The sequence below is a fragment of the Acetivibrio ethanolgignens genome, from assembly GCF_001461035.1.
GTDB lineage: Bacteria > Bacillota > Clostridia > Lachnospirales > Lachnospiraceae > Velocimicrobium > Velocimicrobium ethanolgignens.
In genome coordinates this window covers 15,739-29,280 of the sequence record NZ_LNAM01000159.1, presented here as the reverse complement: position 1 = coordinate 29,280, position 13,542 = coordinate 15,739, and the positions used below count along the sequence as shown (strand labels likewise).

At 36.1% G+C, this 13,542-nt stretch carries 13 protein-coding genes and 1 tRNA gene; 4 read left to right on the top strand and 10 right to left on the bottom strand.

Annotated elements, in window-relative coordinates; all coding sequences use genetic code 11:
• Window positions 1-222: 222 nt before the first annotated feature.
• From ASU35_RS10335 to dnaA, 10 genes are all read right to left on the bottom strand, one after another.
• Window positions 223-310: transfer RNA gene (locus ASU35_RS10335), tRNA-Ser, on the bottom strand.
• A gap of 189 nt (window positions 311-499) precedes the next feature.
• On the bottom strand, window positions 500-1,048 hold the full coding sequence (locus ASU35_RS10330; protein ID WP_058352944.1) for a Fe-S-containing hydro-lyase: 549 nt from the start codon (window positions 1,046-1,048) through the stop codon (window positions 500-502).
• Window positions 1,049-1,101: 53 nt separating this feature from the next.
• Window positions 1,102-1,944, bottom strand: coding sequence for a fumarate hydratase (locus tag ASU35_RS10325; protein ID WP_058352943.1), 843 nt, complete (start codon window positions 1,942-1,944; stop codon window positions 1,102-1,104).
• A 12-nt stretch (window positions 1,945-1,956) separates the two neighbouring features.
• Window positions 1,957-2,517: an NUDIX hydrolase gene (locus tag ASU35_RS10320; protein ID WP_058352942.1), complete on the bottom strand. Its 561-nt coding sequence runs from the start codon at window positions 2,515-2,517 to the stop codon at window positions 1,957-1,959.
• 58 nt (window positions 2,518-2,575) lie between these two features.
• Window positions 2,576-5,086 carry a DNA gyrase subunit A gene (gyrA, locus tag ASU35_RS10315; protein WP_058352941.1) on the bottom strand — a complete coding sequence of 837 codons (2,511 nt, stop codon included), beginning with the start codon at window positions 5,084-5,086 and terminating at the stop codon, window positions 2,576-2,578.
• Window positions 5,087-5,120: 34 nt separating this feature from the next.
• Window positions 5,121-7,031 (bottom strand): DNA topoisomerase (ATP-hydrolyzing) subunit B, encoded by a 1,911-nt coding sequence (gyrB, locus tag ASU35_RS10310; protein ID WP_058352940.1) that lies wholly within the window; start codon window positions 7,029-7,031, stop codon window positions 5,121-5,123.
• A complete protein-coding gene (gene recF / locus ASU35_RS10305) occupies window positions 7,028-8,125 on the bottom strand; it encodes a DNA replication/repair protein RecF (protein ID WP_058352939.1) in 1,098 nt (365 codons plus the stop codon). The genes gyrB and recF overlap by 4 nt, the downstream gene beginning before the upstream one ends.
• A gap of 8 nt (window positions 8,126-8,133) precedes the next feature.
• Window positions 8,134-8,343, bottom strand: a complete 210-nt coding sequence (locus ASU35_RS10300; RefSeq protein WP_058352938.1) for an RNA-binding S4 domain-containing protein — start codon at window positions 8,341-8,343, stop codon at window positions 8,134-8,136.
• On the bottom strand, window positions 8,343-9,455 hold the full coding sequence (gene dnaN / locus ASU35_RS10295; RefSeq protein ID WP_058352937.1) for a DNA polymerase III subunit beta: 1,113 nt from the start codon (window positions 9,453-9,455) through the stop codon (window positions 8,343-8,345). Before dnaN ends, ASU35_RS10300 begins: the two co-directional genes overlap by 1 nt.
• Before the next feature lie 250 nt (window positions 9,456-9,705).
• Window positions 9,706-11,076: a chromosomal replication initiator protein DnaA gene (gene dnaA / locus ASU35_RS10290; protein WP_058352936.1), complete on the bottom strand. Its 1,371-nt coding sequence runs from the start codon at window positions 11,074-11,076 to the stop codon at window positions 9,706-9,708.
• 421 nt (window positions 11,077-11,497) lie between these two features.
• Here dnaA and rpmH point away from each other — a divergent pair, with 421 nt between their 5' ends.
• From rpmH to ASU35_RS10275, 4 genes are read left to right on the top strand one after another with little or no spacing between them, the layout of a single operon-like run.
• Window positions 11,498-11,632: a 50S ribosomal protein L34 gene (rpmH, locus tag ASU35_RS10285; protein WP_058352935.1), complete on the top strand. Its 135-nt coding sequence runs from the start codon at window positions 11,498-11,500 to the stop codon at window positions 11,630-11,632.
• Between the two features lie 54 nt (window positions 11,633-11,686).
• Window positions 11,687-12,043, top strand: a complete 357-nt coding sequence (gene rnpA, locus ASU35_RS10280) for a ribonuclease P protein component (RefSeq protein ID WP_058352934.1) — start codon at window positions 11,687-11,689, stop codon at window positions 12,041-12,043.
• Complete coding sequence (gene yidD, locus ASU35_RS18740; protein ID WP_083504248.1) at window positions 12,040-12,255, top strand: membrane protein insertion efficiency factor YidD; 216 nt, start codon at window positions 12,040-12,042, stop codon at window positions 12,253-12,255. Before rnpA ends, yidD begins: the two co-directional genes overlap by 4 nt.
• Before the next feature lie 21 nt (window positions 12,256-12,276).
• The gene (locus ASU35_RS10275) at window positions 12,277-13,542 is read left to right on the top strand and encodes a YidC/Oxa1 family membrane protein insertase (RefSeq protein WP_058352933.1); all 1,266 of its coding nucleotides are present in this window, start codon (window positions 12,277-12,279) and stop codon (window positions 13,540-13,542) included.

Sequence of the window (13,542 nt, the reverse complement as noted above, 5' to 3'; positions counted from 1 at the left end):
TTCTCTGAATTTCATTAGAATTTTCAGGGTTGTTTCACTGTTTAATTATCAAGGTTCTTCGCTGTTTCAGACAGCTCATACAGTATATCATACTGTATTGTCTTTGTCAAGAACTTTTTTAAACTTTTTATTTCGTTTCTTGAGCGACAACGTTTAACATTTTATCATATCTTCAAATGAATGTCAATACTTTTTTAAGATATTATTTTTATAAAAATAAGACGGAGAAAGAGGGATTTGAACCCTCGCGCCGCGTGAACGACCTACACCCTTAGCAGGGGCGCCTCTTCAGCCTCTTGAGTATTTCTCCAAAATGCTGAACTTTACAGTTCCTTATTTATTTCTTACTTTTACAATTGCGTTAAACGCATTTCTTAGTATAGCAAAAGAAAAAGGTGTTGTCAAGCCTTTTTCTTTTAATTTTTTAAATTTTCTATATAATTAACACAATTCTACCATGGATTGTGATTTAAAATCTTTTTCTACTATATATAGAAGTTTATTTTCGATAGTTTTCTATCGCCCTTTCATATAGATTCGTCCCTTCTTCATCAATAACAACAATAACCGGCAGTTTTTCTACCTTTAATTTTCGAATTGCTTCTGTCCCTAAGTCCTCATAGGCTATTACCTCTGCTTCCCTTATACACTTAGAAAGAAGAGCTCCTGCTCCACCCACAGCTGCAAAATAAACAGCTTTATTCTTCTGCATGGAGAAAATAACCTCAGGACTTCTTTTTCCTTTTCCTATCATTCCACCCAATCCCAGGTCTAAAAGTGCCGGAGTATATTTATCCATCCGGCTGCTGGTTGTTGGTCCAGCCGAGCCAATTACCTGTCCCTCCCTTGCTGGTGTTGGTCCAAGATAATAAATAATTTCATCTTCTACCTGAAAAGGCAACTCTTCCTTTTTTTCCAAAGCTTCAAAAAGTCTTTTATGAGCTGCATCTCTTGCCGTATAAATAGTTCCTGTGATATAAACATAATCACCGGCCTTTAAATCTGCTATTTTTTCTTTTGTTAATGGTGTCTCTATATATTTATCCACTTGTTTCCCTCTTTTCTAAACATTTATCCACAAAATATCTGTTTTTTACACTTTTATAAGCTTCTTTTTACATGTCTGTTCACATGACAGCATATATTAATAGCCACTGGAAGCCCTGCAATATGAGTAGGATAGGTTTCTACATTTACACCAAGGGCAGTTACCGTACCGCCAAGACCAGCCGGTCCAATTCCTAGATTATTAATTTCCTTCAAAAGCTCTTTTTCTAAATCTGCTATGTGGGAAAGTGGTGAGCCGCTATTTAAATCCCTTGTCAATGCTTTTTTTGCCAAAAGGGCACATTTTTCAAAGCTTCCACCAATACCTACACCTACTACCATTGGTGGACAGGCATTTGGTCCTGCTAAGATAACTGTTTCTACTACCGCTTTTTTAACACCCTCTATACCATCTGCAGGCTTTAACATATAAACACGACTCATATTTTCACTGCCAAAGCCTTTTGGAGCCATCGTTATTTCAAGATTTTCCCCTGGTACAATCTCATAGTGAATTACTCCCGGTGTATTATCCTTTGTGTTTTCTCTTAAAAATGGGTCAGAAACTACAGATTTTCTAAGATATCCTTCCTTATAGCCCTGACGGATTCCTTCATTTACTGCATCCTCTAAATTTTCTCCATCTATATGAAGATTCTGACCAATTTTCAAAAAGACAATAGCCATACCTGTATCCTGACAAATCGGTATTTGTTCTTCTCTGGCTATATCCATGTTTTGTTCCAGCTGTCCTAATATCTGTTTTCCTAAAGGAGAAGCTTCCTGCCTGGCTGCATTAAGACAAGCTTCCTTAACATCCTTACTTAAATTTAAATTTGCCTCTATACACATCTCTTTTATATTTTTGATGATTTCATCTGTATGAATTGTTTTCATCTTCTTCTCCTTTTACTTCGGTATGCGGTCTAATATTTTCTGATAGACCAGATTCATTTCCGGCTCTGTTACCTTTTTTTCAACTTCTTCTATTAAAATCCATCCAACTGCCTTATTTTCATCTTCTTTTCTTTGAATAGCATCCTTTTCATCCCCTATCAAAAGATAAGTAAGATTTAAATGAAGATGAGGTGCTACATAGCTTCCGTTTTTCCAGTGCCCCTTCGTCGTAAGAATATCTAAAGAAATCATATCAGCTTCGGCAGGATAAATATGTTCAATTCCTGTCTCTTCTTTCGCTTCTCTTAATGCAACCTCTAAAAAGTCATCCTCTCCATCTGCGTGTCCTCCAATCCAGGACCAGGAATTATAAATATTGTGAAATACCATCAAAGTCTTAGTTTTCTCTTTATTTATAGTAAAACCGGATACTGTTATATGAAAAAGCTCACTTTCCCGGGTCAGAATAGACTCTCCCTGTTTTTTTACTGCTATAAGCATAAGCTCCTTATCCTTTTTTTCCTGTTCGCAAAGAGGCTGAAAGCTCTCAATTGTTTCTATTATTTTTTTCATTCTGTTCACCTAAAAAATTACAAAATAAGCCGCCGCAGAAAATTCTGCGGCAGCTTTTTTATTCTTCTATCCTATTTTCTGCTTCTTCTGTTACAGCTTCTTCTTCAGAAACCTCAGCTGTTTCACTTTCTCTTACCTTTGCAATACTTGCTACCCTAACTGCCTTGGAAGGATCCAGATTCATAAGCTTTACACCAGAAGTAATACGGCCGATTTTAGAAATCTGGCTGCACAGAATACGGATAATAATACCCTCTGTGGTAATCATCATAATTTCATTTTCTTCATTAACAGCCTTGACACCTACTACATTACCTGTTTTTTCTGTAATATTATAGCACTTTACACCCTTACCGCCACGTTTTTGTACTGCAAATTCATCAATCGAGGTTCTCTTTCCAAGACCATATTCAGAAACTAACAACAGACATTCTCCCTGGGTATTTAACTGCATACCGATGATTTCATCCTCATATCCCAGATTCATACCAATAACACCCATAGAGGCTCTTCCTGTTGGACGCACATCCTTTTCATCAAAGCGGATGCACTGGCCATTCTTTGTTACCAGGAAAATATCCTTGTTGCTGTCCGTTACCTTAACCTCAATCAGCTCATCCTCTTCCCGAAGATTAATCGCCTGAAGTCCTGTTTTTCTTATATTTGCATACTCACGAATCGGAGTTTTCTTTACAATACCATATTTTGTTGCCATAAAGAGGTATTTATCATCATCAAACTCACTCATGGTAATTACTGCTGTTATCTTTTCCTCCGGAAGCAGCTGCAGAAGATTTACAATCGCTGTTCCTCTTGCTGTTCGTCCGGATTCCGGAATTTCATAAGCCTTCAGACGGTAAACCCGTCCCTTGTTGGTAAAGAACATAACATAATGATGGGTAGTTGTCATAAATAAATCCTCAATATAATCCTCATCTATGGTCTGCATACCCTTAATTCCCTTACCACCACGATTCTGGCTCTTGAAATTATCTACGGTCATTCTCTTGATATAACCAAGACTTGTCATGGTAATTACTGTATTTTCCTTTGGAATCAGATCCTCCATAGAAATATCAAATTCATCATAACCGATAGAGGTTCTTCTTTCGTCACCATACTTATCACGGATTAAAATAAGCTCATCCTTGATAACACCAAGCAGCTTATGGCGGTCTGCTAAAATTGCCTTAAATTCTTCGATTTTTTTCATTAACTCAGCATATTCTGCCTCCAGCTTTTCTCTTTCCAAACCGGTAAGAGCTCTAAGACGCATATCTACAATCGCCTGAGCCTGCGCATCACTTAATTCATAGGACTCCATTAACCGGTTCTTTGCTTCCTGTACATTTTTGGAAGAACGAATAATGCGGATAACCTCATCAATATGATCCAGAGCAATCAGTAAGCCCTGTAAAATATGAGCTCTTTCCTCTGCCTTATTTAAATCATATTCGATTCTTCTGGTAACAACCTCTTCCTGATGCTTTAAATAGTACTTAAGCATATCCAAAAGGTTCATGACCCTAGGCTCATTTCCCACCAGTGCCAGCATAATAACACCAAAGGTATCCTGCATCTGAGTATGCTTATAGAGCTGGTTTAAAATAACATTTGGATTAGCATCACGACGAAGTTCAATACAGATTCTCATACCCTGTCTGTCAGATTCATCACGAAGCTCAGTAATTCCATCTATTTTTTTATCTCTATGTAATTCAGCAATTTTTTCAATTAATCTTGCTTTATTTACCATGTAAGGAAGCTCTGTTACAACAATACGGTTCTTTCCATTTGCCATGGCCTCAATATCGGTAATTGCACGAACACGAATCTTCCCCCGGCCAGTACGATAAGCCTCTTCAATACCTCTGGTTCCCAGAATCATAGCTCCAGTAGGAAAATCAGGACCCTTTACAATAGATAAAATTTCTTCTATTACAGTTTCTCTGTCTTCTTCTACCACATTATCAATAATTTTTACAACAGCATTAATAACCTCACGAAGATTGTGAGGTGGAATATTAGTCGCCATACCTACAGCAATACCAGAGGTTCCATTTACTAAGAGATTTGGAAAACGGGACGGCAATACTACCGGCTCTTTTTCTGTTTCGTCAAAGTTTGGAATAAAATCTACGGTATTTTTATTGATATCAGAAAGCATTTCCATAGAAATCTTACTGAGTCTGGCTTCTGTATATCGCATCGCTGCTGCACCATCGCCATCGACGGAACCAAAATTTCCATGACCATCCACTAACGGATAACGAGTGGACCATTCCTGTGCCAGATTTACTAAGGCTCCATAAATAGAACTGTCTCCATGTGGATGGTATTTACCCATGGTGTCACCGACAATACGAGCACACTTACGATGTGGCTTGTCAGGACCATTATTCAGCTCTATCATTGCATATAAAATTCTTCTTTGTACCGGCTTTAAACCATCTCTTACATCCGGTAAAGCACGGGCAGCAATAACAGACATGGCATAATCAATATAAGACTCCTCCATTGTCTTTTTTAAATCTACCTCGTGGACCTTATCAAAGATATGTTCATCCATTTAAATTTCTCCTTTTCATTCCGCAGGCCAATTCCTAGATATCCAGATTCTTAACATACTTAGCATTCTTTTCAATAAACTCACGTCTTGGCTCTACTTTGTCACCCATAAGGGTAGTAAAGGTCAAATCAATTTCAGACTCTGTTTCTTCATCAATAGCAACCTTTAAAAGAACTCTCTTTTCCGGATCCATAGTTGTCTCCCAGAGCTGCTCTGCATCCATCTCTCCAAGTCCTTTGTAACGCTGAATTTTATTATTAGTGTCTCTTCCAATCTCTGTCAGAATCTCATTTAATTCTGCATCATTATAAGCATATCTTATAATTTTTCCTTTTTCAACCTTATAAAGAGGTGGCTGTGCCAGATACACATATCCCTGTTTGATAAGCTCCGGCATAAAACGATAGAAAAAGGTAAGCAAAAGTGTACTAATATGGGCACCATCAACATCAGCATCGGTCATTATAATAATTTTATGATAACGAAGCTTCGAAATATCAAACTCATCATAAATACCGGTACCAAAGGCCGTAATCATGGCTCTTATTTCTTCATTAACCAAAATTCTATCAAGTCTTGCTTTCTCTACATTTAAAATTTTACCACGTAGTGGAAGTATCGCCTGGGTTGCTCTGGAACGTGCTGTTTTCGCACTTCCACCCGCAGAGTCTCCCTCTACGATATAAATCTCACAATTTTCAGGATTTTTATCGGAACAGTCAGCCAGCTTTCCAGGTAGACTAGCACCCTCTAAAGCTGTCTTTCTTCTTGTTAAATCTCTGGCCTTTCTTGCCGCATCTCTTGCCCGCTGAGCTAAGATAGCTTTTTCGCAAATAACTTTTGCTATTGCCGGATTCTGTTCAAGAAAATAGGTCAGCTGCTCTGTTACTACACTTTCTACAGCACCTCTTGCCTCACTGTTACCAAGCTTCTGCTTTGTTTGCCCTTCAAACTGTGGTTCCTCTATCTTTACACTTATAATGGCAGAAAGTCCCTCGCGGATATCCTCACCACTTAAATTCTGCTCATTATCCTTTAAAAACTTCTGGCTTCTTGAATAATCATTAAAGGTCTTTGTCAAAGCATTTTTAAAGCCTACCAGATGAGTACCACCCTCTGGCGTCGTAATATTATTTACAAAGCTGTAGCAGCCCTCCACATAAGAATCATTATGCTGCATTGCTACCTCAACCCTTACGTTATTTTTCTGGCCCTCACAGTAAATAATATTTTCATACAGTGGTGTTTTACTGCGGTTTAAATAACTTACATATTCCTTTATACCGCCCTCATAATGGAAGTCTCTTACCTTTGTCTCTTCCTCTCTTTTATCAATAAGAGTAATTTTAATTCCCTTAGTAAGAAATGCCATCTCTCTCAGACGTTGCTTTAACACATCATAATCAAAAACGGTTTCTTCAAAAATCTGTTTATCCGGAAGGAATGTTACCGTCGTTCCCCTCTTTTCTGTTGCACCTATCTCCTTCAGAGGATACATAACCTTACCTCTTTCATACCTTTGCCGGTACATTTTACCATTCATATGAATGGTAACCTCCAGCCATTCTGAAAGAGCATTTACAACAGAGGCTCCAACGCCATGAAGTCCACCGGATACCTTATACCCTCCACCGCCAAACTTTCCACCGGCATGAAGAATAGTAAATACAACCTCTACAGCAGGAAGTCCTGCCTTATGATTAATACCTACAGGAATACCACGGCCATTATCTACAACCGTAATGGAATTATCCTCATTAATTGTTACTTCAATCTGATTACAAAAGCCTGCTAAGGCTTCATCCACAGCATTGTCTACAATTTCGTATACCAGATGATGAAGTCCCTTTGCTGATGTACTTCCAATGTACATGCCCGGCCTCTTTCTTACAGCCTCAAGACCCTCTAAAATCTGAATCTGGTCTGCTCCGTATTCCTGACTCATTTAACTTCCTCCTGTTCTTCAAAAACGGTTCCATTTACCACTTTATAAATCTTATCTATACTTAAACGGTTATTCACAAATTCTTCTAAGCCTGTACAGGTAATAATTGTCTGAATATTTTCTATACTTTCCAGAAGATAATTCTGACGATTCCTGTCAAGCTCCGATAAAACATCATCTAAAAGAAGGATTGGCTCTGTTTTCTTTTCTTTTCGTAAAATATCAATTTCTGCCAGTTTTAGAGAAAGAGCTGCGGTACGTTGTTGTCCCTGAGAGCCAAATTTCCGAATATCAGTATCCTTAATTAAAAATTTTATATCATCTCTGTGAGGACCTAATGTCGTCAGCTTTAGTGAAATATCCCTTTCCACAGAGTGCTTCAGCTTATTTTCAAACTCTTCTGCTTTAATATTTGGTTCATATTCCAGAAAAAGCTCCTCTCGTCCTCCTGAAAGTTTTTTATGTATTTCATATACAATTTCATTTAATTGAACAATAAAAGCTTTTCTTCTTTGAATAATCTTTTTTCCATACTGCAGAAGCTGCATATCCCATATACTAAGTGTATCCAATAAATCCCGGTTAAAGCTTATCTGTTTTAGTAAATTATTTCTCTGTTCTACAATACGGTTGTATTTCATCAAATCATGGAGGTATATTTTATCCAGCTGGCAAAGCTCCATATCTATAAACCGCCGCCGTTCTCCAGGACCATTTTTTATAATGCTTAAATCCTCCGGTGAAAAAAGCACAACTTGAACCAGACCAACCAATTCGCTGGACTTCTTTATTGGAACACCATCAATTGCAATTCCTTTCGAACGATTTTTTTTCAAATGCATATCAATGGTATGTTCTATGCCACCTTTCTCTACACCTATCCTTATATGAGCCGATTCCTGCCCTATTTTTATCATCTCTTTATCCTTACTTCCTTTATGGGATTTCGTTGTACAGCAAAGATAAAGGGCTTCTAAAATATTTGTCTTTCCCTGAGCATTATCGCCATACAAAATATTTGTTTCCGGATGAAAGGTCATAGATAATTCTTCATAATTTCTAAAATCCTTTAACTCAATGGATTTAAATTTCATAACCGCCTCTAATTTACTATTTTTACCTGGGTTCCATCAAACTCGAAAATATCGCCGTTATGAAGCTTTTTACCTCTCTGGTATTCAATTTCTCCATTTACTTTAACAAGTCCATCCTGTATCACCATTTTAGCATCTACTCCGGACTCTACCAGATTGGCAAGCTTTAATGCCTGTCCCAGTTTTATAAATTCATCTTTAATTTGAATTGTTTCCATTAGTTTACTCCTGCATTAAAATTAACCGGTAAAATCAGATAGATATAAGTTTCTTCCTTGTCCTTAATAAAGCAAGGGGCCTTTGGATTAAATAAATAAATATCAACCTCTTCTTCATCAATAACCCGGAGAGCATCCATTAAAAATCTTGGGTTAAAAGCAATTAAAATATCCTTACCCTCTTTGGTAATATCTATTTCTTCCTTCATGGAACCTATTGTTGAATTAATGCAAAGCTCTATGTTCTGCTCACCTACATTTATGATAATAGGTTTCTTCTCCGATTCCTTAACTAAAAGTGTTGCACGGTCAATACAGTTTAAAAACTCCTTTTTATTGATAGTAACCTTTGTTTCGTAATCACTGGAAAGCATCTGCTCAATCCTGTAATACTCTCCTTCAATCAGACGGGATAATACCATTGTATCATTAAATTCAAATACAATGTGTTTATTAGTAAAGAATATCTTTACCATATCCTCTATTTCACCAGATAAAATTTTACTGATTTCATTTAGTGTCTTTCCAGGAACAATTATTTTAATATGATCATAGCTTTCTTTCAGGCTTATTTTACGAATAGAAATACGATGCCCATCCAGGGAAACTACTTTAAATTCATTACCTGTTATTTCAAAAAGCTCACCTGTCATAATTTTATTACTTTCGTTATCAGAAATAGAAAATACTGTCTGACGGATAATTTCTTTTAAAGAAAACTGAGAAAGCTCTATAGAACAGTCTCTTTCAATCTTTGGAATTAAAGGAAATTCATCATTACTTTTTCCTGCAATATCAAACTTTGCTTTTTCACAGCTGATATGAGCCATAAAATTATCATCAGTTTCTATTATAATATCATTATCAGAAAGCTTACGAATAATATCAGCAAATATTTTTGCATTAATAGCTATAACGCCATCTGCTATAACCTCTCCTTTTACTAAGGTTTCAATACCAAGCTCCATATCATTGGCTGTCAGTTTTATAATACCGTTTTTTACTTCTATAACAAGACACTCTAAAATAGGCATTGTAGATTTAGCTGGTACAGCCTTCATAACAATATTTACACTATTTAGTAAATCAGCTTTGCTGCATATGATTTTCATGTATGTTGATAACTCCCTTCTGCAAATTTATTTATATATATATAATAAAAATTTCGTAGTAGTATCCTTAGTGGCTGTTAATTTGTGAATAACCCTTCTTGTCCTTTTATTTAAAAGGCTTGTCCCATTTTACAACCTGGTGGATTGAAACAGAAAATGAAGTTCATAAAATGTGGTTAATTTAAGTTAAAAAAGGGTTCAAAAAATTATTAACCTTAAATTAACAGGTTATTCACAGGAAATTCACAGTCTATTGAGGATTAATTTTTTTCTTAAGTACATCAATCGTATTAGAAAGACTAGAATCCTTTTCAATATCTGCTTCTATTTTATTAATACCATGAAGAATAGTAGTATGGTCTCTGTTACCCATTTTGGCACCAATATCCTTTAGAGAAATATCCTTTAAATCACGGCAGAGGAACATACATATCTGACGTGGATAAGCAATGTTTCTGCTCTTTTTGGAGGATATAATATCTGCAGTAGTAATATTAAAATGCTCTGCTACAATATCTATAATAAATTCTACAGTGATATCCTTTTTAGCATTTGGAGAAATCAGATTTTTAAGGGCTTCCTGTGCCAGTTCAACATTAACCTCTGTGCGATTCAGACGAGAACGGGCAACAATCTGCGTCAGGGCACCTTCCAGCTCACGAATATTGGAATTAATATTAGAAGCAATATATTTCATAACCTCGTCATCGATAGAAAGTCCATCCAGCTCTTCTTTTTTCTTCAAAATTGCCATGCGGGTTTCATAATCCGGTGGCTGAATATCTACAGTAAGACCCCATTCGAAACGAGAGCGAAGACGTTCTTCTAAGGTTTCAATATCCTTTGGAGGTTTATCTGAGGATATAATAATCTGTTTTTTTGATTCATATAGTGTATTAAAGGTGTGGAAGAATTCTTCCTGTGTAGATTCTTTACCGATAATAAACTGAATATCATCAATCAGTAGAACATCAATATTTCTATATTTCTTGCGAAAAGCAGTAATAGAAGTATTATCGTTTCTATTACGGATTGCTTCAATCAGTTCATTTGTAAAAACCTCACTTGTCACATATAATACCTTTGTCTCTGGACTTTGATCCAGGATAAAATGTGCAATAGAATGCATTAAGTGTGTTTTTCCAAGTCCAGGGCCTCCCCAGATAAAAAGAGGGTTGTAGGTCTCCGCTGGAGCTTCTGCAACGGCTAAAGAGGCTGCATGTGCAAGATTATTGTTGCTGCCTACGACAAAGGTGTCAAAGGTATACCTTGGATTTAAAAAAGGATATTTATTATTCTGGGAAGGAGCTTCCTTATTAATAGAAGAGGATTTCTTCTCTTCCTTTTTTTCAAGTTCACTTAATAAAACAAATTCAAGTTCAAATTCTTTTCCTGTAATCTCTTCAATAGAAACCTTCAAAAGAAGGCTGAATTTATTCATAATAAACTTTTTAGAATCGCCGATTTTAGTGTTATCAATCAAAATAGTAAGTGTAGTATCTTCAACAGAATAAACAGAAAGAGGCTGTATCCATGTTTTAAAGGATACTTCACTGATTCCATGCTCTATTTTGAGATATTGAAGTATCTCCTCCCATTTTTCTTCTAATAATTCTTTCATAAAATCCTCCCAGGTACATGTATTTATCATATGAGATGACATAAGCATACATATATATCTTATAACAAATTTGTTTTTATTTCAACCGGAAAATGTGTATAACTATTTTGTTTATAATGTGGAAAACATAAATTTGGATAAAGTAATACACATTGCTGTGAATAAGTAAAAAAATAATATAAACAAGAAGAAAGCCCGAAAAAATAAGGAAATTTTTAAAAATATAAACGATAAATTAACAAAGAGCAGTAGAGTTATCCACAAGTTATCCACAAATTGTGGATAACACAGTAGTAGAATGTGGATAGTGGATAAGTTTTGGAATAAAAAAATCCTTGACGTTTCGTATAATAAATTATATAATAAAGTGCAGTATGCCTACTATAGTAGTTAGTCTGGCACAAAAGGAGGTGTTTGTAAGATGAAGATGACATTTCAGCCAAAGAAAAGATCCAGATCTAAGGTACATGGCTTCAGAGCAAGAATGAGTACAAAAAATGGTAGAAAAGTATTAGCAGCTAGAAGAGCAAAGGGAAGAAAGGTATTATCCGCATAGGTCGCATTTTTGTGACCTTTTCTTCTCTTTGCAGGGAAAAGGCAGTAGGAGATTTTGAAATTGTCAGAATCATTAAAAAAGAATCAGGATTTTCAGAAGGTGTATAAAAGGGGAAAATCCTATGCCAATAGGTATTTGGTAATGTATGTGTTCCAAAATGGAATGAATAAGAACAGATTGGGAATATCCGTGAGTAAGAAAGTTGGAAACAGTGTAGTTAGACATCGTCTAACCAGATTAATCCGTGAGAGCTATCGTTTGAATGAGAAAATGTTCCATAGTGGTTGGGATATTGTATGTATTGCAAGAGCTTCGGCAAAGGGAAAAGGTTATCAGGAGATAAGCAGTGCTTTGCTACATTTGGGAAAAATACACAGAATATTAGTTAAAAGAGATGGCGAATCGTTATGATAAGGCGGTTTTTTATATTTTTAATAAAACTATATCGTAAATTTATTTCTCCTTTAAAGGGAAGGCCCAGTTGTATTTATACGCCTACCTGCTCTTTATATGCAATTCAGGCATTGGAAAAGTATGGTATTTTTAAAGGCTCTTACCTTGCTATAAGGAGAATTTTACGTTGTCATCCTTTCCATAAGGGCGGATATGATCCCGTACCATAGGGTACAGTGAAGGAGGAAAAATTGATTAGTGTAGTTTTAACACAGAATGGAGGCATTCTGGGGCCAATTGCAAAAGGTCTGGGATGGATTTTAAATGTAATTTTTGAATTTTTAAGTAATTTTGGTATTGAAAATGCAGGTTTATGTATTATCATATTTACCTTTCTTGTAAATGCTCTGATGATTCCGCTTACCATTAAGCAGCAGAAGTTTACAAAGCTTTCTTCTGTTATGAATCCGGAGCTTCAGAAAATTAATAAAAAGTATGCAGGAAAAAAAGATGAGGCATCTATGAGAAAAGTGCAGCTGGAGACACAGGCTGTATATGAAAAATATGGTGCAAATCCAACCTCAGGATGCTTACCTTTACTTATTACTTTTCCAATTATGTTTGCATTGTACCGGGTAATTTATAATATTCCGGCTTATGTCGGTTCTATTAAAAGCTTATATGAGAATATTGCAATAGCAATGCAGAGTACCAATTATTTTGGTATTATGAGCGAGTATGCGGAAAAGTTTACAATTTTAAAGAGTGCAAAGTGGGATGAAATTGTAAATAACACAGGTAAAATTGAGATACCTCATTTGATTGATATTATGGGACAGTTTAAGGCTGCTGATTGGGATGCTGTTATTTCCAATACAAATTTCAGCTCTATTGCTGATACTATTCAGACAAATGCGGATCGTATTATGCATATTAATAACTTTGGTTTTGGTCTGAATATTGCAGAGTCTCCAATGGGACAGGTTTTAGCTGATATTCCAATTGGCGTGAAGGTTGCTTATATTCTTATCCCTATTCTTGCGATTGTAACTCAGATGCTTCAGACAAAGCTTATGATGGCAAAGCAGCCAAATCAGAAGAGTGGTAATGACACTATGGATGCGACAATGAAGTCTATGAATACGATTATGCCTTTGATGTCCGGATTTTTTTGCTTGTCCCTTCCTGTTGGTGTTGGTATTTACTGGATTGCAGGCGCAGTTTTCCGTGCAATTCAGCAGATTTTTGTAAATATGTACATGGACAAGATAGATGTTGATGAAATGATTGAAAAGAACCGGGAAAATGCAAGAAAGAAAAAAGAAAGAAAAGGAATAAATCCGGATGCCTCAATGGCTGAGTTGGCAAAGGCAAGAACCAGTACTATGGGAGATAGGGCAAAGATGAATGCTAACAGGCTTCCTTCTGATTACGAAAAAAGAGATGTTTCTTATAAAGCAGGAAGTATTGCAGCCAACGCACATCTGTTAGACAGAAAGAAGAGGGAGGAAAAATAA